15 protein-coding genes are annotated in these 23,199 nt (G+C 38.0%); all 15 read right to left on the bottom strand.

Features of this window, described 5'->3' with window-relative positions; all coding sequences use genetic code 11:
* Positions 1 to 224: 224 nt before the first annotated feature.
* The 15 genes from CA2015_RS16460 to CA2015_RS16390 all read right to left on the bottom strand — a co-directional run bounded on the left by CA2015_RS16460 (position 225) and on the right by CA2015_RS16390 (position 22,929).
* Positions 225 to 419 (bottom strand): hypothetical protein, encoded by a 195-nt coding sequence (locus CA2015_RS16460; RefSeq protein ID WP_048642887.1) that lies wholly within the window; start codon positions 417 to 419, stop codon positions 225 to 227.
* Between the two features lie 56 nt (positions 420 to 475).
* Positions 476 to 955 carry a DUF2306 domain-containing protein gene (locus tag CA2015_RS16455; protein ID WP_048642886.1) on the bottom strand — a complete coding sequence of 160 codons (480 nt, stop codon included), beginning with the start codon at positions 953 to 955 and terminating at the stop codon, positions 476 to 478.
* A 657-nt stretch (positions 956 to 1,612) separates the two neighbouring features.
* The gene (locus tag CA2015_RS16450; protein WP_048642885.1) at positions 1,613 to 2,530 is read right to left on the bottom strand and encodes an SDR family NAD(P)-dependent oxidoreductase; all 918 of its coding nucleotides are present in this window, start codon (positions 2,528 to 2,530) and stop codon (positions 1,613 to 1,615) included.
* 149 nt (positions 2,531 to 2,679) lie between these two features.
* Positions 2,680 to 3,246, bottom strand: a complete 567-nt coding sequence (locus tag CA2015_RS16445) for a Crp/Fnr family transcriptional regulator (RefSeq protein ID WP_048644580.1) — start codon at positions 3,244 to 3,246, stop codon at positions 2,680 to 2,682.
* 371 nt (positions 3,247 to 3,617) lie between these two features.
* The gene (locus CA2015_RS16440; protein ID WP_048642884.1) at positions 3,618 to 4,418 is read right to left on the bottom strand and encodes a hypothetical protein; all 801 of its coding nucleotides are present in this window, start codon (positions 4,416 to 4,418) and stop codon (positions 3,618 to 3,620) included.
* 2 nt (positions 4,419 to 4,420) lie between these two features.
* The gene (locus CA2015_RS16435) at positions 4,421 to 5,281 is read right to left on the bottom strand and encodes a DUF488 domain-containing protein (RefSeq protein WP_240477817.1); all 861 of its coding nucleotides are present in this window, start codon (positions 5,279 to 5,281) and stop codon (positions 4,421 to 4,423) included.
* A gap of 398 nt (positions 5,282 to 5,679) precedes the next feature.
* Positions 5,680 to 6,870, bottom strand: a complete 1,191-nt coding sequence (locus CA2015_RS16430; protein ID WP_048642882.1) for a hypothetical protein — start codon at positions 6,868 to 6,870, stop codon at positions 5,680 to 5,682.
* Between the two features lie 1,036 nt (positions 6,871 to 7,906).
* The gene (locus tag CA2015_RS16425) at positions 7,907 to 9,232 is read right to left on the bottom strand and encodes a hypothetical protein (RefSeq protein ID WP_048642881.1); all 1,326 of its coding nucleotides are present in this window, start codon (positions 9,230 to 9,232) and stop codon (positions 7,907 to 7,909) included.
* Positions 9,229 to 9,771, bottom strand: a complete 543-nt coding sequence (locus tag CA2015_RS16420; protein WP_048642880.1) for a hypothetical protein — start codon at positions 9,769 to 9,771, stop codon at positions 9,229 to 9,231. Before CA2015_RS16420 ends, CA2015_RS16425 begins: the two co-directional genes overlap by 4 nt.
* A 1,013-nt stretch (positions 9,772 to 10,784) precedes the next feature.
* A complete protein-coding gene (locus CA2015_RS16415; RefSeq protein WP_157470510.1) occupies positions 10,785 to 11,861 on the bottom strand; it encodes a hypothetical protein in 1,077 nt (358 codons plus the stop codon).
* A gap of 1,284 nt (positions 11,862 to 13,145) precedes the next feature.
* The gene (locus tag CA2015_RS16410; RefSeq protein ID WP_048642878.1) at positions 13,146 to 15,098 is read right to left on the bottom strand and encodes a heparinase II/III domain-containing protein; all 1,953 of its coding nucleotides are present in this window, start codon (positions 15,096 to 15,098) and stop codon (positions 13,146 to 13,148) included.
* Between the two features lie 20 nt (positions 15,099 to 15,118).
* Positions 15,119 to 17,272 carry a heparinase II/III family protein gene (locus CA2015_RS16405; RefSeq protein WP_048642877.1) on the bottom strand — a complete coding sequence of 718 codons (2,154 nt, stop codon included), beginning with the start codon at positions 17,270 to 17,272 and terminating at the stop codon, positions 15,119 to 15,121.
* 113 nt (positions 17,273 to 17,385) lie between these two features.
* The gene (locus CA2015_RS16400) at positions 17,386 to 18,798 is read right to left on the bottom strand and encodes a BNR repeat-containing protein (RefSeq protein WP_048642876.1); all 1,413 of its coding nucleotides are present in this window, start codon (positions 18,796 to 18,798) and stop codon (positions 17,386 to 17,388) included.
* Positions 18,799 to 18,868: 70 nt separating this feature from the next.
* On the bottom strand, positions 18,869 to 21,067 hold the full coding sequence (locus CA2015_RS16395) for a polysaccharide lyase family 8 super-sandwich domain-containing protein (RefSeq protein WP_048642875.1): 2,199 nt from the start codon (positions 21,065 to 21,067) through the stop codon (positions 18,869 to 18,871).
* A complete protein-coding gene (locus tag CA2015_RS16390; protein WP_084011831.1) occupies positions 21,064 to 22,929 on the bottom strand; it encodes a heparinase II/III domain-containing protein in 1,866 nt (621 codons plus the stop codon). The genes CA2015_RS16395 and CA2015_RS16390 overlap by 4 nt, the downstream gene beginning before the upstream one ends.
* Positions 22,930 to 23,199: the final 270 nt, after the last annotated feature.

Below are 23,199 nucleotides of genomic sequence, written 5' to 3'. Positions count from 1 at the left end.
TGACGTGTGGGTATTTTAGCATGCACATTTGAGCCTGCCGAACTTGAGCGTAACCCTCACGGGTGGAACTCTTCTAAATGAACAGCAAATTATTTAGGTGCGATTTACACCTACTGGATTACCACAGCTTCTTGACCGTTGGGTTTTTGCTATTTTATTTTGCAAACATTAATATTAAATTTTGATTGGTTCTATTTGCTTTTGATTGAATAATGAGCCCATTATTAGCCCATTATTTTTTTTAACACGTAATTAGTTGCAGCCCCTGTAATTCCTACTTTTTCAAATAAATACTTTTTATCTACTAACTCCGTCAAGTCTCTTGTAGCTGTTGCTTTAGAAACTTCACAAAGTTCCTGATATATTTTATTGTTTATTTCTCCATTTTGGACGAGAAAAAATCCGCTAGGAAAATCCATTCAACTCTAAACTGGCTGAGTAATAAATTTTATAGGATATTGGTATTTCGTTCATTTTAAGAACCAAATACTTTTATCCATTTCCTTCTATTTTTTCTAAAGAATATTGCCCCAAAAAACAAAATTAATACTGTTGCCAACCCTACCATTCCAAAAAAAGGTGATTTTGGAATTCTAGTTAAAATTTCAGCCCCAAACGCTGAATAAAGTCCTATTACAGACCAATACATAAATGTAAAATGCCGAAATTTCCAGGTATTTAAGGGCTTTTTGGTCCAAACCGGAATCATTCCAAGTATTATTGTCAATAAACTGAAGAGCGTTGCAAAATGAAAAATCCCCCATCCATTGAATAATCTATAAATCATGAGTGCAGTTAAAATCAGAACTCCCATACTAATTAAATAAAGATAGCCCATTTTCACGTGCAGTTTTGTGCCTTTTTTTAGCATTAAAACAAGCGTTCCGAATAAAAGAGCACTGCTAGATGAAATTAAATGAATTAATCCTGTAGTATCTCCAACTAAATTTTCCATTTATTGATTACTTTAACCATTTGATATTAAAAAGTCCGCCTATTTTTGAGGATCAAATTTTTATTAAATCAGAAATGTTGTTATTAAAGATGAACGGTATTTTTAATGAATGCTAACATTAGGGCATCTGATGTAGAAGACAATTTAAGGACTAGTAACGATAATTCAAATAGCTAGATACCTTAGATGGTAATACCTTTTTCTTTGCCTTAAAGAAACAGACTTATCTCCCCCCTCCTGCGGGTCAATCTAAAGAAAAGCGGAGTTGGACTACCTTTACCTATTCACCTATTGTCTATTATAATTTTAAACAGCTTAAGTAAAATCCATCAATACCCACGCCACCCCTATGACTCCGGTAGACCGTTACACTTCACATTGTTGTTAATCCATGTAATGATCCACTGAAAATAACTCAAAAACCACCGAGACAAAGATTTAAAAGCACTATTGGAGAATCAATTCGTCTACTTTTTAATAATTTTACTGCCACGTAATTCCCTGAATTACCCAACAAAACCAATCCAATCCCCTTAGCAGAAAGCTCTCGGAGCTTGAGTCCAATCCTGACTGCTCAGGACTACAATAAACCGAAGCCTTAATCGCATCATTGTAGCTTAATTGCTACCTGCTGCCATTTTTAGATGTTTCTTTTTGTTATTCTGTAAATGTGGTTTTTGTAAGTTCAAGGCTGCCACTCCACAAGTCTTTTTGAAAAACCTTGTTATAAGAATCAACAGATGTTTTAACAACTTTCCCATCCGAGAAATAAATTCCCTTCAAGTCTTTGTACTTTTCAGAATAAGCAAGTTTTGCTAAATTTCTTCCTGCTTGAGCTGGTGTATGTATGTTACTTTTTAATAAGGTCAAAACAGGGAATACGTTTTTCCATAAAAATCGCATAACAGGTGAATAAGTTTTGGCAAGTCCTGTTCCTGGAGTCATTCCTGGGTCATAGGCATTCACCCTAATATTTGTTTTTTTTAATCGCTCTTGTAATTCATAAGTGGTCATTATGTTACACAATTTTGAAGTAGAATACCTTCTTTGTCCAACTATGTTAGTTTTTTCGGAAGTTTCTTTTGAGAAAGCAAGCTCTTGAACACTGGTATAAATTGGTGGTTCTATTGGAGTTTTAAGTGATGGGTCGTGTGTTTCGCTAGATGTGAATGTTATGTGTCCGTCATTTTTCATTAAGGGCAGCAATTGCAAAGTCAAGGCAAACGAACCGAGATGATTCACACCAAATGTCTGCTCAAATCCATCTGCCGTATATTGTGTTTCGCCAATATTCTGTACTCCTGCATTATTTATCAAGATAGAAATGGAATTGTTTTTTTCCTTGGCAAATGATTCAGAGAAGTTTCTTATAGATTCTAATGAAGCCAAATCCAATTCCAAGCATTTTAGGTTTTTATGACCTGTCTTGTCTTTTATTTTTTCTATTATGCCTTTTCCTGCTCCAATATTTCTGGCAGGAATGATAATTTGTTCGTTTTTGGCAATTTGAGCCATTTGTAAAGCACACTCAAAGCCAATTCCACTGGTTGCTCCTGTAATAATTATTGAATCCATATTGTTTTTGTCTTTTATTAAAATGATGAAGCAAAGTTCAACACTTCAAAAGCAAAAACATTTGCCATTTGGCAAATAATGAATTCATGTATATTTAATTCATTTTAAAGGCTACATGGAATTTGTACCGAAAACCTTCGGTGCTCATTTCAGATGCTTTTTCGAATCCTACTTAACGATGATTGAGTGATTCCTAAATAGGAAGCGAGATAGGAAAGCGGAATTCTGTTGGCTAAATTCGGAAACTTTTCAAGAAAACTTAGATACCTTGTTGTAGCATCTTCGGCTAACATTGGACTTAGTTTATTTACCTTTTCAATCAATGCTTTTTCGGTTATCTTATTGATAATGCCGTCCCACTGAATGATAGTACCTGATAAATCGTTGAGTGATTCTGTAGAAAATACAAGTAGTGAACAATCTGTTAAAGCCTGAACATATTCGGAAGAGGGGATTTTTTGATTGAAGCTGTTTATGTCCACCGCAAAATTATTTTCATCAACAAAGTATTTGGTGATTTCATCCCCTTCGCTATTATAGTAACATACTCGTAAAATACCTTCTTCAATAAAAGCTACTTGTTTTGGTATTTTTCCTGCTTCGGAAAAGTAATCGCCCTTTTTCAACTCCAATACCTGTGCTTTTCTTTTTATCATGTCAATTTGCTGTTGATTTAACTGCCCAAATTCCAACAGATAGTTTATTAATTTGTCCATAGTCACAAAGGTTGTCATTGCATTTTATTCGGAATTTGTCTAATGGCAAAAAGGTGGATTGATTTTCGTATTATGTTATTTGTACGGTTTTTCTGGTTGCAGGGTAGCGAAGTGCCTGATAGCATACTTTATTAATACCTATAAAGATAATAAGAAGTACCAAATAATCAGCGCCTTACACCAAACGTGAAAATACAGGACAGGCCCCGAGGAAAACAGGTTAAACAATAATGTTTTCCCAATGGGCATGTCTGAAAGCGATAGTTGTTTTATTTTTTCCTTACATCGGTTAAACATACTCTTTGACAAGCTTTGGCTGGTATCCTATCAATGAGTGGTTTGGAATTGTGTATGGCTGTCGAGCGTTGGCATTAGAACATTTTCATTTGGGTCTCAATTTTTGGATGAAAAGTCCCAATTATCATAAATGGATTGTGTGAAACGTAATGGTTTTTCTGCGTTGTCCCCAAATAAAAATGAAGGTCTTTGGTCATGGAAAAGTCATCAAAGTACTTCTTACGTACATCATCTATCGCTTTCTTTTCATTTCCTTCGTATTTGGCATATTGCCTCCAAAAAAGCTGTCCCGTTTCCCAATCTTCAATCATCATATTGCTCACTTTCCCTTGGTCATCTTTAAATCGGAACTTGAACTTATATGGTAATTTCTTAACTACTTCAAATTTGGTTTCAAAGAGATTTTGTTGAGCAAGATTAGCTTTTTGCTTTGAGCTCCATTCACGTTCTACAGGCTCAGCATAGAAGTCTAAAATCTCTGTAGGCTTAAACACCGCTAGAGATGTCCCAATATTTTTGTTTTTGGCTTCTGCTATAAGTTCAGATAAGTTATAGTAGATTTTTCCTAGACATACACCTTTTCGCTCTTCCCAATTTCTTGCAGTATCTACATGTCCCACAACCTTAATCTCTGTTTCTAAAGTTGCCGGTCTGTAGCTTTCAGGGCGAAAATCACTGGTATTTTTAACCAAGGCTAATTCTATCCAATCGTATTTTTTATATTGCTCGGTATAAGCCCGTTGACGAAAGGGTACTGGGTAAATTCTTATCCAAGTTCCATCTTCTTTAAAACCTGCAGTACAAACCAATTCATCATATTTTGAAGAAATGGTCGGATAGGTTTTTACAGTGATGAGAACTCGAGTCAGGGTCATTTTTACAGATGTCTTAGTGAGTATTTGAAGTCTGGAGACTTAGAAATAAATTCAGCTAAATGCGAACGGTGACATTGGCATGGCTCTGCTTCAAAACAAGTCAGTGCGATACGCTTGTACTGCATTAATAATTTTAGAATTTCCTGTTGGGCTTTTTTTGTTTCTGACAAGGTTGTTTTGCGGTATTCTGCAAATAGATTATCATAATCCGTTTGGGATTCGAGTTGCTGCCGTTTATCCGAGCTGATTCCTACTTCAGGAATATGAAAATATTCAATATTTAAGCTGTTACAAAATCTTTTCAGCAGTGTTTTACTGAATCCAAATTTCATGCTGAGCGGATTTTTTCGAACATCAACCAACAGCTTCACATTGTTTCTAATTAGCTTTTGCAAGTATTTTTCAAGTGAAATCCCTTCATAGCCTATAGTAAACAATGTAATTTCTTCATCATTAGGTATTGCTTCTTTAACTCGATCATACAAGGAACCTGGCAATACTTCATTAGCTATAGTGCTGTTTATTGCATAAAACGGGAAATTCAAATACGTGTGTTTGATCAATGCATTCCTGCTCATTTGCCCATAATCCCAAACGACTTCCTTTAATAGCTTTGCATCCGCTGGTTTCAATTTTTGAAAATAATTCGATTTGTCTTCTATGCAGTACTTATTTTCTGTCTCAGACAGAAACCCCTTCTTGACCATAGTATTTAAATCTGCTTTTGCAGAATATGAATAGCAACCATACTTGTATGGGATGAAATCATATTCGGATTGTGTTTTTTTCTTAGCGTATAGAAAAAGAAGCTTTTGTAAACGCAATTCTTCTACTTCTCCACCAAGTAATTCGATTAACCCCAATATTATTTTCCGTCTATAGAACATTTGACAAATTTACCCCAATTCAAATATTATTCCTAAACCGCTTCATTTATTCTTCAATTTATGAAATTGACGATCAATTTATTGGAGATGGATTAAATTTAAATCCCTAACTCCATTTTCTTTTTATATTACCGACCTACCTATTCAATACCGGTTTTTCAGTCTCGCTTTAAGCATATCCTGAGGCTTCAGGGCTTTACAACAAAGGACTCCTGCAACGAGGGACAGGCATTGCGACTTGCTAATCCTTCGCACAGGTTTTCACCCTTAAGTTGATATCTTCGATACCAGATGTACATGCCGGGCACACACACTGCATTCAGACTAGGCTGTACCAGCCGTCAGAATGCTTAGTTATTGTGTGTGTTGTTTTTTTAATACAATCTAAATTCCTTAGTTTCTTTAATATCTGAGTAATCCACGGTTTTATAATAGTTGTCCTTAGAAAAAGATTCTTTGTGAGGTTCATCAATGTCTTTAAACCTAAATACTTTTTTTCCGTTTTCATCTGCAATCTCTATTTCACGTTTAAACCCTCTTAACCTAGAATATGCAGTTTCAAAAGTTTCAACCCATTCTTTTTGAGATTTTTCATCAAGGTGTGTTACCCATGACAACATCCACCAAACTCTTTCCTCAGCATGATCGATTGTTTCTAACATACAATGCCTCCAAAAACATTTCACATCATTTGCTCTAGCCTCCCTGCCAAGTTGTACCAACGACTGCAGGCTTTCAATGCCAACTTGATAATGGTCATTTTTGATTGCTGTACAACCTAAGTAACCAATTTCTTCTAAGCACCTGAATGTTAAATCAGAGTTTTTAAGTTCTATGGCTTTTTGTCCAATGGTTTTTATCTGTGCAGGAAAAACAGGTAAATCAAGTTCAAAGAACCTATCTTCATTATCTTCTGGTGGATCATAAATTCCTTTTTGTGCGAGTTGCCTGTTTAATGAAACAATAAATAATGCCCCATCACGATTATCTGTAATCAATATACGTTCTGCAAACGTTGTAAGAGCAGTTATCATATTCAGAAATACTTGACTTGTCTGCTGGTTTTTTAAAGCCTTTTCTTTAAGATAAACACCAATCTTTTCTAGAAATATGTTCTGTATATTTTTGTTATTTGGTTGCTCACTTATTGTTACAGTTAATTTTTCAAAAGAATTGGTTATTAGCTTGTTTGCTTTAAATCTGAAGTCAGATTTTTTAACTGCCTCATTACTTAATACCTTTTCTGTAAGCTCTATGAAACAGATAAACGCCTTTTCGAATTTTTCCGTGTCGGAATTTGCAATACTTATCTCAATCACTTCATTTAGGAAGTCAAAAGGGTTGTTTTTGATTAGAACATTTTGATATTTCGATTCACCGAAATCATGCATGGGTGTTTCATCGGCTTTCGAAAATTCTAAACTCTTTAGATAAGTTAATTGTTCTTTAGCTTTTTTCTCATATGCTTTTAAAAATCTTGAAATCGATTTATTCCTTAACCTCCTTTTTATTAAAAAAAGGGGATTTGACTCTTCAATTGATAATACGAGTAAGAATATTAGCATATAGGCCAATATTGGGATAATAAAAAGACTTATAGTTGGTACGTGGCTCTTATCTATGAAAAGCGTAAATAAAGGCAATAGGCCTAAAATAATTGTCAGATAAGAAAAAAACAATTGTCTTTTGGAAGTTGATTTTAAGAGTGACTTATAGGGAGAAAATTGATATTGTAGAAAAGAAAAACTTATCGAAAAAGTTGAAATGGTGAGTGAAATAGAAATGAACGATGTGATATAGGTGTCCAACCCTTCACTACCAACACAGAATTCTAAGAATGTACTTAATAGTACAAAAGGAATTAGCAACAATATTTTATAGAGCGTGTTCAATTATGTTAAATTACATTACACAGTAGAGTAGAGCCTAATAGCCTACCCTATTTAATTACCTATAAAGATAATAAGAAGTACCAAACTATCAGCTCCCCGGCTGGGTGTAGAATCCTCTACATCCTTTTATTCCTAACTTACTTTGAAGTCGAAATCTTTTATATGCCATTTGCAATGGCTTCTGAAGACCCCCTTGTAAACAAATGGACAAAATTTTGAATACTGTACTGAAATTTGAGACCCTATCCTAATCAACAATACACTCGGGCAGCATTCATTTGCAATTCATTCAAGGATAGATTATTTTTAGTTATGGGAGAGGCTTATCAAATAAGAGATCAGGAAATCGAGCATGATGAAATCGTCAGGCCAAAAAATGATTATTGTAGCGAGATTCCACCCTGATAAACTGGGGCAAGTTCTGACCATAAAAAAAACAATTATAAACAGATGAAATTATGTTGGATTAGAAGGTTTGATAACCGTGGATCATTGGTAATTCCGTCCATTTCCAATTGCAAATTGGAAAGGATAGAAAGGTGTGGTTGCAAACCTACACCCAGCTCACGAAGGCATAGACTACACCTAGGGGGGGTCATGCGAGGTAGTATATTCAATCAACCACTTCAACCACCATTGTGCCAGACCAGACACCTGTTACTTGCTGGCGTTCTCTTAGGTAGTTAAATTTGAGCATTTTTCTATTTTATTAGTCTGCCAATGCTTTTAAATTATTAATAATCCTATTTGCTATTTCTAAATCTTTTTGATTTGAGAAATCCTGTTCACTTTCATTAGCAAGTCTCTTTAGCTTATTATAAAAACTAATATGAAAACCTTCTAATGCTTTTTGATGACTAATATCAGTATTTTGAATATTAAAATCAGCAAAAGAAAAAGTAAAACCTTTATTTGAATCAAAATTAATACTAACAATGATTTCCTCTGCAAGAAGTATTGGGTTTGATTCTTTCGGATTAATTTCAGAAACTTTAATTTCATATTCTGCCGTCTTCATTTGTTCTCTGAAAATAACTTGTTTTGAGGTTCGACCTCCTTTGCTACTACGTTTATGAACCAAAGAACTTTCTAATTCTCCTATATCCTCTTGAGAAATTTGCTTAACAGTTATAAGTTTATGTTTTTGCTTATTTTCAATTGTAGATACAAATTTTTTATTGAAATTTTCTGTATTATAATATCCTACCTTATATGGAGAATTGTTGGATTTTATCTTGGTGAGCGGTCTAAATATTTCGTTAACTTCTTCTTCTGAGTAACTCTTCTTTATTATTTCAATATCTTCATCTGCCAATGGGTTTATGAAAATCTCCTTATGATAATTAGCAACAATATTTGATTTAATTTTAATTAATTCGTTTTTGTCTCCTGGTCTTGAAAGGAAATCATTTGCAATTGAAAATTTGAAACTACCATAGGATGAACTAGTAACTAAAGGATTGATTAAATTTTCAATTTCATTCAAAACGCTTTTTTCGAACTCTTCTTCAGTTTTCAAAACTCTTCTAAACTTTGAAACAGCAAATGCTTTTAGTGATTTCAGATAACTTTCAGAAAAATCTTTTATACTTTCTAAACTTACAGAATGACCAAAACTCAAATGTGCAGGTTCAATTATGTAGTGTATGCTACGCTGTCTCAATAAATTCAAGTAGTTAAATTCCCTACTAGCTGCATCTGGGTTTAAATTCCCCAGTGATACTGCAAGTTCTAGTGCGTTATTGAGTTGTTTCTTTATTAGGATATCAGTGCAATTCAATAAACCAAAATATATATATTTCTTAGCTTGTTCGATTTGTCCTGCTTTTATGTTTAAATAAGCAGCACTTCTTATAATTACACTCCTAGTAGGTTCTAATTCAGGTTTATCAAAATAGAATTCAGCCACTTGACTTTCTAAGTCTGCCGCTTTGTTAAATAAATCAAAAGCCGCGGTATAATTATCTTCCTCTAAAGCCTTTTTTGCCTTAAAGGAATAATCCATTGCTTCTTGATGAATTAGTTTAGGTTTCATTTATGAATTTCTTTTACAGTAGTTGGTTTTTTAAAAAGTGTTACAATTACTGATGACGACTTGTCCCTTTTTCCACCTTTTTTTATCTGTTCATGTTTATGTTTTATTCTTCCTTTTAAAGAATTTGTTTTTGATTCTTCTAAAATCCCTGAAATTTCCACATAATGATAGTCATCCAAAAAATTTAAGTCGTCATCATCCGGTTCAACGTATTTAAAGCGATAGTCTACACCGTCACCAATTTCAGATTGTTCAACATAAGTGTAAAATTGCAAAACTGACATAATAAACCAAGCCATTGCAACACCCCCGTGATTTGCCATATCAATTTTTTCTTTCATCGCAGATTTTGAAAAATTAGAATCCCATTCAAGAATAGCATTTCTTATTATACCATCAATGTTAAATTCAATTTCTGCATTCGAGTCAGAATGATATTTGTCAAATGCAGTTGCAGCCCATTGGTTACAAGTAACTATCTGTTCTTGAGTTGGTCCTTTAAGTTTGTTTTTCGTTAAATCAAGATGAAGTCGTTCCATAATTATGTTGCAAATTAAATGTTTCTTTTTCTATCTGATTGTTTTAGTTTTTTTTTGCTTGCAAGGTAGAGTAGAGCCTGATAGCCTACTATATTTAATTACCTATAAAGATAATAATAAGTAGCAAAGAATCAGTAACCCTTTATCAAACCGTACCCTGTTACCTACAGGACAGGCCCCGAAAAAACCAGACAGGCAATAAAGTTTTCCCTCATACGGCTTACCGGTAGAGTTCTTTATTTGCTTTTCACATCAATCTACCCAGCCTATGTATAATCCATGAGCTAAATGAATCACATCTGCTTTCTCTTCATATTTGAACAAACAAATAGCGACATTTAGAATCAACTACCTATAAATTCAGCCGAATAGGACTAAGCCAGTACTGAAAGTATCGATTCTATATTCGCTTCTCTAAAGTAGAGCCCATTTCCTATTATGGTTTTTGTTCACACTACAATCATAGGTACCATGGGCTCCTCCGACTTCTCTTGTACCCTTGCTGAACTTCGCTATGCTTATATCAGCCCGTTTGTTGCCAACCTTTGAAACAAGAGACCTCTCACAGCCTGCCCCGACTTTTCAATCAGGGTTCCGTAGTAATCCATCTATAACCACGCCACCCCTATGACTCCGGTAGACCATTACACTTCACATTGCTGTTAATCCATGCTCCGTTCTAAAGTTTGAGACCGTCAAAACTCTCCCCATCTACAAGTAAACTTCTAGGTTCACGCTTATGTATTTAAGCTTGAACATTTGAGCCTACCGAGCTTAAGCGTAACCCTCACTTGTGGAGCTCTTCTAAATGAACAGCAAATTATTTAATTAGGATTTACACCTACTGGATTATCACAGCTTCGTGGCACACTAACGGCCAAATATAAGCTTAGTGCGGGTTTCGGAGCTATTCACTGTCCGCATACCGCAAAGTTTATTAGGAGAAAAAATGATCAATTTTAGCCATTCAGCCCGCATTACGCTTATACAATGTTGTGGGCAGTACTTACTATTCAGAAGTCATTTAATACTTCTTTTTCTTTAGTTTTTTCTTCGTAATCTTTTAATTCTACACTCATAAATTCTATGAGTAAATCAATTTTATAATTTTCACCTGATAGCATGAGAGTAATTTCAGATTGTTCTGTCTCCCACGTTGAATAGTACAAAAGATGTCCAATGCTTATTGCGGTTCCCCAATCTTCATAATCATCTTTGTACAAATCATTTTTCCAAATAGTTTGGTCTTTCTTAGGCCCTCCGTATTTTTTTGTCAGTATTTTTTTCAGCGACTCATAATCTGAAATGAAATCACTTTTGTTCGAATGTTCTTCTTGAAAAATATATTTGCCACGAGTTAATTTATCTCCTGTGAAGATGTAACCAATAAGAGCGTCAAATCCTAAAACTGTTGATTGGTAAGCGAGAATATTTCCATCTTCATGCAATAATTCCAATTTTTCATCATTCTTTACTTGTGTTTTTGAAGCACCCCATACAGTTTTTCTAAAAGTGCTGTCAGTAAGTTCTGATAGTTGTTCTTTTTCTCTTAGTTCTTTTTCTATATTTCCTAATTCTTTACTTTGATATTCAATAACTGTACTAATGCTATAATTCTCACCGCTTAAATATAGAGTTACTTCTGTTCGGTCAGTTTTCCATGTTGAATAGTAAATAAGATGTCCAATACTAATGGCAGTCCCCCAGTCTTCGTAATCGTCTTTATATAAGTTGTTTTTCCAAATGGTTTCGTCTTTGCCAGGGTTACCATATTTTTTAGTCAACAGTTCTTTGAGTTTTTTGAAGTCACTGATGAAATCATTTCTATTTGAATGGTCTTCCAAAAGCACATACTTTCCGCGTGTGAGTTTGTCCCCAGCAAAAATGTATCCAACAAGTGCATTAAACCCTGCTAAGTCAGTCCGATATGCAAGTGAATTCGTTTCTTCCTTTACAAGTTCAGACGTTTCAATTTGCTTCACTTCTGAATTGCTCATTCCCCAGTTTACTTTTCTGAAGTCCGTTTCTGACTGACTGAAAACAATTGAAGAAGTCAGAATCAAGATTGCCGTTGTAAAAAATTGTTTCATGTTACTATGATTATTTTTGTTACGTATTGCCCACAACATTTATATATAAATAAGCCTCCCCAAGAAGTGACTTATATATTTTATACAGCCCACTAAACTAACTAAATGTTTCTACATAAAAAACCCTATATGACCTTTATACAGGGATTTTTGGGATTTTGGAAAAATGATAGGTTTAAGGCATATTTTGCTCTAGCGGATGTTAAACTATTACAGATGTATGTAAACGGATAATGCCGGAAACCTATATGTTCCCGCATCCGCAAGATTTATCCCCAAATAGTCAAACACCTCTTGAAATCTCCTACCTGCTGATTCTCTAGTGATTTCAACCATCCATGTGAGCGCCCAGGAAATCCTGTTAAAGGATCCGAGTTTAATTAAAAAAACCCAATGCAAAGCATTATTTTGCTGAAATGCTTTACTTTAAACCTTCTCTCTTGTCAGTTTTTGGTCAAATGTTTTGGTTAAAACCTAAAAAATACTGCCAAAAAGGCGGAAATTTCCGGCTAAAAGGTTCAATTACCCACTTCATAACTGGAATTTTGAAGTAAATAACTGCAACGGGTAGGTTCTGAAGTACCCCTCCCCACTTCTGAACCTAGTAATTTTGACCTTATCCAAAGACTTTTCCTGAAATTTTGTCCTATTTTCCGATATTTACCCTATTTCTTGTCAGTTTTTGGTCGAATTTTTCAGGTTTGAGGTGAAAAATATCAGTTCTGAACCGGGAAATTCGAGTTAAAAGGTCCGAGCTTGTCAGTTTTAAGTACCCCCTCCCTGTTTTAAGGTGGGTAATTGAGGTTATAAACTCCAATGGGTAGGTTCTGAAGTACCCTACCCCACTTCCGAAGTACCCCTCTTTGGCTTCTAAGGCTTCGACAGGCTCAGCCTCCGGTGAGGGTAGGTTATCAACGTTTTCAATTCCTACGGCTTCGACAGGCTCAGCCTCCGGGAGGGGATTTCTACGGCTTCGACAGGCTCAGCCTCCGGTAACACTGGTTCAAGTTTAACGAAGTGTAACTTGGACCTATAATGCGGAAAGTTTTCAACTTTCTAAAACCCGAAATATGTAATAGGTTTCTAACGTTCTTCGATTCCTACGGCTTCGACAGGCTCAGCCTCCCGTGAGGGGATACCTACGGCTTCGACAGGCTCAGCCTCCGGGAGGGGATTTCTATGACTTCGACAGGCTCAGCCTCCGGTGAGGGTGGGACAAAAAAAATAAGCGTGAATCCTATCCACGCTTATTATCACTTTATTGGCTTTTTAGGCTATTGAAGTTTATTTCTTGGTGACGGTAAAGTCCATTTTGCCGGCCTTTACTTCAGCTTTGCTTGTAAGGTTGATTCGGTACATGTCTTGACCCCACTTGCTTGCGACGCCTTCATCTTCCGGTAAATCAAATGGCATTTTCTCTACTTCTACTTCCATATCATTTGGATTGTATTGGATTTCAAAGGGGGATACTTTTCCGTCTTTGCCCTGATAAGCAATGGAAATCAAACCGGGCTTGACTACCTCTACCGGATAAACGGTCATCAGGTGCTGAATGATCTCTCCAGCTTCCGATAGCTTGTAGGTGTCTTTAATTGTTACCCTTTTTCCACGGTTTAGCGCTAGGTCTCGCTGCCAGGAAACCAGACCTGCAGATTCGGGATAGGACTCGCTAATATCCAAAGTCATGGATGAACTTTTTCTATTGGTTTCATAAGCAACCTTCGTGGCCTGGTAGGCCCTTCCGGCTGTTTGGGTTTGCCCATTTACAGTAGGCAGGTTGTGGTAGTCCGAACGGTTGAACCAAATGGAATACCGCTCCCCACTGAAAGTCCTTCGGGTATAAGTTCCACTTCCCACATCTATTAACACAGGAAGTCCATCGTAAAATACCACATAGTTTCCGATGTCATTGTGGTTATGGCTTTCATCATTGTGTCCACCTTTGGCAGCAAGGAAAAAGCCATCTGTGCTTCCTTCCTGGTCTCGGGCGACCATTACCTGGATGTCTTTCAGCCAAACATCTTTAGGCAAGGGAAGTCCCTTTTCAGCCGCTGCCAATTCATCCTGCATAAACACTTCAAAGAAGTGTCTGAAATAATGAAACCTTGGCAAGGCTTTTTCATTTTGCTCTATATAGTAAGCCCCAAATTTCATCATGTCCGGATCCTGAATGGCCTTTCCATACCTGTAAATCATGGCTGCCGCCATGGTAGGTTTGGGGCTGGCATCTGCGAAATTTAGAAAGTAGTCTTTACTAATTTGCGCCCTATAAATAAACCGTCCCATATTCTTTACCTTTTCATCCTCATAGGCAAACTGAAAAGCTCCATTTGAAGCCTCATTCAACAAGGAAAGGTTGTCAAATAAAGATGCTGCTGCGGCACCCCAATAGCCCGGTCCCTCATCACATCCCCCATCTTCGGGATAAGGTGTCAAAAATTCGTCCAGTACTCGCATGGCCTTGTTTACATGCGCTACCCTCTTGGCCTCATTGCCTTCTAATAATAGGGCCGTATTGATCCAGTTGGAGCAGATCCAAGGGTTCCAGTTGTTAGGGGGTCTTCCATTTTCATTGGCAGACATCCAACCATGATGTTTGTTCATCAGAGGTTCAAAAATCCTATAGTTGGTTTCATACCGGATTCTTTTTCTTATCTGTGGCGAAATCTCATCAAATTTTTCTCCCAAAAAGTAATCTGCCCAAGCCAAATAAGTGGCCGTTTCGGCTGCAAATAAATCTACGAATGGCTTTGAGACATCCATCAATCCTGAATATTCATCTGTTTTGGGAAGGTGAGCGGGCACTCCCCAAAAAGATTCCTCACAAATGGACCATACCCCATTGACAATGGGATCAATAAACCTTCCCTTGTTCTCATACAATTCTGCCAAAATCATCGCTCCTAAAACCCTCCTTTTTTCAAAGGTAATTTCTTGGTATTCGGTCCTGTTTCCATTCCTGTGAATCAACAAAGACTTGGTGGCAGGAATATAAGGCCATGAATAATTGATGTTTTCATTGGCATAATCGAGATAAAATTCCATTTGCTCTTTGTCCGCCTTGCTCCAGGCTTCTCTATTTTCTAAAGCCGGAAAAGGTTGCCAATCTTTTAAGGGAATCAGCACTTCGGCAAGCTCTTGCTCACTGTATCGGCTACTGATTAGATCCTGACTGAATGCGTTTAGGGATAATATAACCCCCGAAATAAGCAGGAATAAGTGTTTGGTTTTGATCATTGTGATATGGGTTTAGGCAGTTACTTAAAGTATAACTTGTGAGTACCCTTTGGCAAAGGAATTTTCATCCATTCATCCTCAGTCTCTGGGTTTTCTATTATTTTATCGTCAATGTATAAGCTTCTTGAAGTTTTGCTTTTTAAATATAGGACTGTATTTTCTTTTGCGAGTACACTTATAAATCGATGCTTCATCCATAGGGTAAGCTTATGCTCTGCCTTAAATTCCAGCTCACCACCTGTAAGAGCTGTGGCATTTTTAACGAAAATAAAACCTGGATCTCCGGCAATTGCCCTATGAATAAAGAAATCTCCCTTAAAGACCAGGCCATTAAATGAAATCGTTCGATCCGGTGTTTGGCTGCTCAAAACGAGGTCTTCTGCACCCTCTTTATGTCGAATTATATGGGCATCATAATTTTCTTGGAGACTTGGCTGAAGCTGAATAACCTTTTCGGCTTCAGCCATAGGATTTAATAAAGTTACAATGCTATTCTTGCCCGATTTATCTGGAGAGTAAATGGCTTCCAATCTGGAATGCTTCGGATGGTTGGGATACCTTGAAGGTATTGCTGAGGCCACCAAACTTTGGTTGATCCTCTCAGGCTTTGTAAGGTAATGGATGTCCAATGCAGTTCCTGCTACTGTGGGAAAATGATCTATTGCAGCCCGGTAGGATTCATTTACCAAAAGGGTATCAATATGACTTTCATTGGCAGGGTGCAGGTAAGAGATGATCTTTTGCCCTTGCTCTACCTCCACCTCATCCAAAAGAAGTACATATGCTTTTGAATGCGAAGTTTTGTGCAACAAAATCATGCTTCGGTTGTGAAAAGCCGAGGGAAGGGCCGGTCCTGCATCTCCCATGGCATAGTCAAAATCCTCGCGACTAATGTATTCCACAATTCCATTGCCTAATCTGGAATCATGGTTTTTACCATCTATGGTGAGGGTATTGTTTAAAGCCGCAGCCCGGGTGGGTTCACCAAGTCTCCCTCCATTGACCAAAAGCCTGTTCCCCATTCCGGATAATGCCAAGCCGTTGGTTTCTTGGTGGGTATGCCATTCATCTTGACTCTTAATATTGTAAAGCACTGTATGGATGCCCTCAGGGTTCTTCGCACTTTCTCTTAAGAAGGCACCGCCATCTTCATATACACTGCTTTTAGGATATTGCGGGTAAGGCAATTTACTGTGAGGGAGCAGGTAACTGATAATATGGCCGCGTTTCTTGTCCTCTTCATGAAACCAGGCTGTATAGGCAGCAGCTTGCTCATCAAAATTCCCCACCCTGGCATGTAACAAATCATTTTTCAAGCCTTGGGAAGGAAGCATGTCCCCTATAATCGCCATTTCCTTGCTATTGTTCACACTCGCACTGAATAACCAGCGGTGGAACTTTTTAAGCTTTTCATTGCTGTAGTACCTCTTGTCTATGCCGGTAAATTCTAAAACATCCATGTATCCGGCTTTGGAGATACGGCTGTCTCCTCCCCCTACTCTTTCCCAAGCGTAATGAATCGTTACGGGGGAAACTCCATCAGTTGTAATTTGATGCATAATCCCGTTGTAATAAGCATCGTCCGGACCGGTCCGATCGCCTTTGTAGATGTCCCAAACACCATGGGTACCCAGTCTTACATCGGTCCAACTTCCTTTGCGGTTGATCTTGGAAAGCTGTGATTCAATCAACTTTTCACAAGCCAGAATCTCCTCTTTGGTCAAATCATTGTAAACAATGTCAAGTGCCAGGATGGCCACAAAGAATGAACTCATGGGCGGAACAACACCACCCCAATCTCTTTTTTCAGTAAGTTCTAATTTTGAATAATTGTTTAAAATAAGGTCTTTGACTTTTTGGGCATATCTGTCTTTGTCTTCGGGATATAAAATATAGGACAAAGCAACAGCTCCCATATAATCCTGAAGTTCATAAGCTCCCATAATTGGTTCACTGAACCCCTTTTTAGTGATCTCTAGGGCATCCTCAGCCATGGATTTCCAGGGTTCATAAAATGCCTTTTGTCTGTGCTGTTCAAATTGATCTGCTTTTACGATCAAAAAAGGATGAGAAACTTGCTGCGAAAAGACACTTAAAGAATGAAGAAGCAAAAGACTTAAGGTCAAGACATTCAACCCAAGCACCTTAATAGCATTTAATGAAATTTTGGACATATTTATTTTGATAGCAACCACATTTATTTTTTTTCCTAGCTAAGGCCTTATATCAACTATTGAAAGTAAAAGAAACCATCAATTAAGACATTAATGGTTTCTTTTTTAGCCCCCTATTCCAATTCGTACAAGTAAAGTACAGATGGATTTGGCCAAGGTTCAGGATAGGCCCTGTCTCTGTTTGGCGGTAGGGTTTCCCATTTCAAACGATAGGTTTTTCCATTTTCTGACGCTCCTAAGTCATTGGTAGTCCTTATTTCCAGCCCCTCAAAGTCTCCCTCAAGTTTAAGGTCAGCACCAAAATTATCCGGTTTCAACACCTCCCCTATGGTGTTTAAATCTTTATCTAATAGCAAGACCCCTTCACCATATTTTATATGTTGGTAGCCCAGTTCATAATTCCCATCTTCTCTTCGGTTAAAATCCCCTAACCGAACTTCAGAAGGTATACTTCCCCGACCGGAAAACTCCCAACGATAATCCCAGTCGGTTACTTGTTTGGCCTTCCAAGCGCCTTCTTCGATCCTGCTTACATAAAATTGTAAGTTGCCATTTTCATCATACTTATGAAAAGCCATCAATGGCGCATTGTTTTCATCCAAGCATAACTTGGCAGCAAGATTGATTATGCCCCCTTTTGGTGGAACCGGATCGACAACCACATTTTTCTGATCGATGGTAACTGGAAGCAACACTTGGTTGCCAAATGCATCGTACCAATTTTTCATGTCCGGACTTTTGATATAGGACAGGTCGTGATTGGTTTCACATTCCGGTGTATCCCTCCATACCCAATACATATGGTACCAATTGTCTTCTCTCAAGGAAGGTTGAGAAGCATAGGCATTCATCTCTCCCTGTCCATCTGTCAAGGGACTGTCTAGCAAACGTGTCCATTCCTTAGAAGCTACATCGTAAATATTGTAAATCTCATTGCCATTGCCACTTCCACCATCTCTGTAATGGAACAGCAGACGACCTTCTCGGTCTGTCATAAAGTGCGGGTAAGTACAGCGTTTTTCATTCGAGCCTACCATTTCCATTTCTTGCTTTAGGCTGCTGATATCATGAGGCTCTTGACCCCTGAAATAAGTAATGGGATGCACATGCATGTTGCCGGCCAAATGCAAGTACCCCTCTGAATCAATACCAATGGTAACAGAATTATGACTATCCCAGCCAAGTGTGGTGCTGGTTCCTTGCCCTTCTTCCCTATCAAACACAGGCAGTTGATACAGTTCAAATTGATCCTCATCAAGATTTCTTTGCCCCACCGTCATGTGCCTGTCTTTGTTGTAATAGGCAATGTATTGACGATTTTTGTGGGTAAGCATGGAAAAGCCTACCCTATGACCTGCCCATACACTATCTATAGGTATGATTTTATTTACACTAAGTTTTTGGTCGCGCTCATCGATTACAATGGGCTCTTTTGAAGTTTCCTGACTTTTTTGATTGCATGAAACCAAAGCCAAAAATACAAGCCACACAAGACTTAAATTGACGCGTATTTTCCGATTCATCATTTGTTTATTGTCTTAAATTTAAGCAGTACCTGGTTTAGAGTAGTCTAAAGGATACTGGAAATGCTACGTTTTAATCTCCCAAAATCACACTACTTCCGGCAAACTCACCTTCCGGAAGTTGTACCGTCACTTTACTTATCCAATGTTCAGCATCCCATGCTACCCGGTGTTGAGTCCCCTGTAGATTCAGTTTACTGTTTAATTGTAAGTGCATTTTATCTAACTTTCGACTTGGATCGGAGACGGCCATTTTTACTATATTTTGACCATCTAAGTGAAGCAAAACCAATCCCGGACCATCCATGGTTAATTCTAATCCATCTCCCAGATCAAGTTTACCCGCTTGGTAAAAATTAGCCTGCACTTGTAGCAGCTGTTTGTGCCGCACAGCCTGCAGTTCCGGAGTATTCGCCAATATTTCTATTTGGTCATCAATCCGGTAGGCCTTGGTTTCCTCCAAGCTGGCATTAGGTAAAATCATGTAGGCATAGCTTTCCTGTCTGACATTATTTCCATGATTTACCCAAAGGCTGAACACCTCTTTGGTCACATCCTCTTGGGGAGCCCTTGTTTGTCGGTTAATGGAAGTCCAATTTCCTGTAACCTCTCCAAAAGACAATTCAACATCCTGAGGTGCTAACATAAAATAGCCTACTCGATCATGGTAAATCCAGTCCGGATTTTTGAGCCCATGCTTTCCTGACTCCAAAATTTTCATTTGATGACCTACTTGGGCATAAACTTCACCCTTCAGTAACAATTGATTTAAGGTAGTAAAGACCTCTTGCTTGCCTTTAGCATTTATACCTGCTCCCAGACAAACATATTCCTTGTCAAAGAAAAACCAGCTTTTTCTGGCTTTTAGGGGATCATGGGGGCTGATAAAGTCAAAAGCCACACTTCCATATAAATCATCTGTGACCGCGCCTACAAAATCTGTATAGCCGGATTTTTGAATTTGATCCGGGTCCGGAAGCTTTTCTTTTTGCAGGATGGTGGCCCCGGGAATTTTCTGAAAATCCATAACCGGAAAAATATCAAAGTATTCTTTTCCTGTTATGGAAAGGTGATTGGTCCCATCTCCCCGGTGATGGTTCATTAATCCTTCACTGTTATAGGGCACCTCCATATTGTCATTCCTTATGGAGTACATTCTTACAGAAGTAAAAAAGCCCGGCCTCTGATAGGTGAAGAATTCCGTTTGCCAAAAATACTTACCATAGGACAAGGAAACCTTATGGATCCCTTCTTCTCTAATTTTTACAATTTCTTCCAAATCACCTTTCCGATAATCAGTGGCCTGAAGTAATTTTTTTGGTGTTTTCGCATCCAAGCCATGAAGAGCGCCAGGTCTAGCAATGCTTCTATTTTTTGCTCCGGCCTCTAAATACTTTCCGAAAGCCAGATTTTTACTGATTCCATCTAAATAATAGTCAACCAAAATGGCTACTTTATCAGAAGAAAATGCGTACCGGGTGTCTGCAGTATATACAAGCCATTCTACAAAAGCATCTGCATAGCCTAATCCATAGGAACTTGTATTGTTTACCCGATCTACTCGATGATGAAAGCTAAAGTCTCTCTGAAGGCCACGGCTACCTGTGGAAAATTTTATTTCTCCTTCAATTACCTTTAAAACCGCTTCAAATTTTTCTTTTTCTCCTAGAAAAAGCAGGTTCTTGGCAAGTATCCCAGCGATTTTTATCCTGTCACCACTTGGTCTTGCTCCAGAAGCATTGAGATGTGCCCTTCCGATAATGGGTTGGGTAGCTTGCACTAATTCTTCCGGCAATTCATCTCCTAACAATAACATCACTGCCACCAGATTATTTGGTGTGCCTATTTGATTGTACCACCAATTGTCGCAGAAATAATCGTTTTGTACCCAATGGTCTAGCGCATTGGAAATTGCTTGCTTTACTTTTGGACTACCTTTATACTTTGAATTTGGCTGTCTGTAAGCTTTGGCCAAGTCAACCATGTTTGTGGTATGGACAATATGTTCAAACCCTGTTCTTGAAACATCCTGGTAATTAATTCCGGGCCAGGTTCCGTCTTGCTTTTGTGTAGCAAGCAGCTCTGCTATGTCTTCATCATCCACCTCCACGAGCAGGTATTCTGTCACTACCCTTTGCTTCACCAATTTAAAATCAGAGGCAAGTACCGGTAGAGCGAAGGCGCACAATAGGCAGCATAACAGCAGCACAAACGTAAAGTGACTGCCAAAGGAAGATGCACCTCCTTTGGCAGTTGAATTATAAGTTATCACAATGCTTTTAATTTAACCTTGATTACATCCGTATTGTCTTCAATCAGGTAAGCGGGAATCCTAATCTCCAATCTTTTTAGCCCTTCAATTTGCCTGTCAAGTTCGAGCGGTGCCGGGTCAAGTGAAATTACGGATACCATAATGTCCGGGTGAGAAAGATTCTCTACCATTATCTTTTTCCCATCTTGGGTAAGCACAGCACCTCCGTCCACAATACTTACATCTGCCTGAGTCATCATTTGCCAGGTGATCATTTTAGTGTGCACATTAGTTTCTATATGGTCTTCAATAACAAGAGAGTTATTGTCCGGTTTGATAAATTTCCTGGTAGCTTTTTTTAGGTTATTTCCAAAGACAGGGGTCAAATCAAATTCTGCTCCAGGCTGATCCCCTTTGGTTACACTCAACATTTTGGCAAAACCATCATTTACATGAAGTTCACCATTGACAGTCAAAGTGCTGTGACCATAATTGTTTTTGGTCAACAAGTTCCAGCGTTCGCAATCCTGGCAAGACCCCCAAAGGTCAAACCCTGCTTGCTCTAATTCATTGTAATTCTGATTTCCTGGATCAATGCTCCATCTCACACCATTAAGTTCCCAGATGAATGAGCCAGCATCCAAATTTCCATGGGACACGGTGCCTTTACCACCTTTACCTCCAAAATAATACCCTTTTCCATCACGCATAATGACGATAGGGTTTTTTCCGTCTCCCTTATAAACCAGCGGCAATTCCGCTTCAGCAGTTTTTTCAAATTGTGCCAACCACACCAAGCCGGCGCCTGCAATTCTATGAAGCTTGCCAAAATCAGCCACCGGTTGACTAAATTTATCATCCTCTATATATAAGGAATTACCAGTCTGTGTAGCAAACCAAGCCAAAATGATGTCTCCAGCATTACTGTGACGGTCACCACAGTCTGCATAATTGTAATAATTTCCTGAAGGAGCAATTGTCAAAATTCTGAAATCTGCACTTTCTTTAAAGGCAGGGTAATCGCCTATACCGAAGTCAGTTTTAAAAGCTGTTTTTAGCATGGCAGAGGTAAGGACAGTAAAAGCCGTACCGTACCCCCAATAGGTAGAACCTTCAGGATAAGCGCCATCAGGCCCATATTGCATAAGTCCATTCGGAATTCCATCGAGTGAACGATGAATGGTTTTGGCTGCCAATTCAATGTCCTGATCGGCAATCACAAGAGAGGCAGCAATCATACCGGCATTACAAACCTGATTCCAGTTGTTGGTACCATACATTCTACCTTTGTTTCCATTCCAGCTTGGCTCAATACCTTTCTGTATTAATGCCTCCTTCGCAAGCTTCACAGTAGCAGCTGGCAAATCATCGCCTACCCAGTCAATGGCCAAAGCGACAGCCGTCGCCATCTCGGCCACATCAAGGAAATGAGAAGGGTTCCAGTCAGAGAAATTACTTACAGCAATGACTTCCTCATTAATCTTATCCAGGTATTTCTTGTCCTTTTCTATTAGGTAAGCAATCCCTAACACATTGACACGATGCAGCATGTCCCGGGAGGTTCCCAATAATCTTCGCCCGATAACATTTCGGGTAAGCACAGGCATTGTGAGTACATCATCCGCATTGGCTTTTAGCGCATTATAATAGTTCCTCACCAAAGGGTCACTTTTTATCTTACGCTTCAAATTTCTTTCAAGTGCTGGCGTAAGTGCCAGTTTTGGACCCGACTTTTTCAGGTGCCGTTTCAGATAGTTTACTGTTATCGGATTCTCCAATTTCACAGTATCCATGCTTAGAAAATCTGCTTCGACTGCAAATAATGGGTTCCATAGCATGGCTATGGTGATCAACAATGGTAGAATGGGTTTTGCTATTTTCATGTGACTAAAAGTTATTTTAAAGTATATCTTAAATTACCTGGAAGTGGTTAAAATTTATTTCTGTTTAACAGATTGCAATATTGTTTTTCTGTGAGTTCTAAAATTTTCACAAACTTCGATTTTCTTTATGATCCTACTAAACCAGGTAAGTTTCGCCCACTAAGTTTCATCAGTTGAAATTTGCAACATTTAGGGCTGAATTGAACTAGATGTAGAGGTAAATATTGTAGGTATTCTATGTAAAAAATAGAATACTTGTCTGGATGACTT

It is taken from the genome of Cyclobacterium amurskyense, from assembly GCF_001050135.1.
Classification (GTDB): Bacteria; Bacteroidota; Bacteroidia; order Cytophagales; family Cyclobacteriaceae; genus Cyclobacterium; species Cyclobacterium amurskyense.
The sequence above is the reverse complement of the archived record's forward strand: the minus strand, read 5'-3'. Positions and strand labels throughout refer to the sequence as shown.

What these genes read in the sequence shown, in the direction of transcription:
- CA2015_RS16425 (WP_048642881.1), bottom strand. Translation starts at nt 9,232, where the DNA reads ATGAAACCTAAACTAATTCATCAAGAAGCAATGGATTATTCCTTTAAG.
- CA2015_RS16415 (WP_157470510.1), bottom strand. Translation starts at nt 11,861, where the DNA reads ATGAAACAATTTTTTACAACGGCAATCTTGATTCTGACTTCTTCAATT.
- CA2015_RS16405 (WP_048642877.1), bottom strand. Translation starts at nt 17,272, where the DNA reads ATGTCCAAAATTTCATTAAATGCTATTAAGGTGCTTGGGTTGAATGTC.
- CA2015_RS16430 (WP_048642882.1), bottom strand. Translation starts at nt 6,870, where the DNA reads ATGCTAATATTCTTACTCGTATTATCAATTGAAGAGTCAAATCCCCTT.
- CA2015_RS16450 (WP_048642885.1), bottom strand. Translation starts at nt 2,530, where the DNA reads ATGGATTCAATAATTATTACAGGAGCAACCAGTGGAATTGGCTTTGAG.
- CA2015_RS16460 (WP_048642887.1), bottom strand. Translation starts at nt 419, where the DNA reads ATGGATTTTCCTAGCGGATTTTTTCTCGTCCAAAATGGAGAAATAAAC.
- CA2015_RS16445 (WP_048644580.1), bottom strand. Translation starts at nt 3,246, where the DNA reads ATGGACAAATTAATAAACTATCTGTTGGAATTTGGGCAGTTAAATCAA.
- CA2015_RS16390 (WP_084011831.1), bottom strand. Translation starts at nt 22,929, where the DNA reads ATGAAAATAGCAAAACCCATTCTACCATTGTTGATCACCATAGCCATG.
- CA2015_RS16420 (WP_048642880.1), bottom strand. Translation starts at nt 9,771, where the DNA reads ATGGAACGACTTCATCTTGATTTAACGAAAAACAAACTTAAAGGACCA.
- CA2015_RS16400 (WP_048642876.1), bottom strand. Translation starts at nt 18,798, where the DNA reads ATGATGAATCGGAAAATACGCGTCAATTTAAGTCTTGTGTGGCTTGTA.
- CA2015_RS16410 (WP_048642878.1), bottom strand. Translation starts at nt 15,098, where the DNA reads ATGATCAAAACCAAACACTTATTCCTGCTTATTTCGGGGGTTATATTA.
- CA2015_RS16455 (WP_048642886.1), bottom strand. Translation starts at nt 955, where the DNA reads ATGGAAAATTTAGTTGGAGATACTACAGGATTAATTCATTTAATTTCA.
- CA2015_RS16440 (WP_048642884.1), bottom strand. Translation starts at nt 4,418, where the DNA reads ATGACCCTGACTCGAGTTCTCATCACTGTAAAAACCTATCCGACCATT.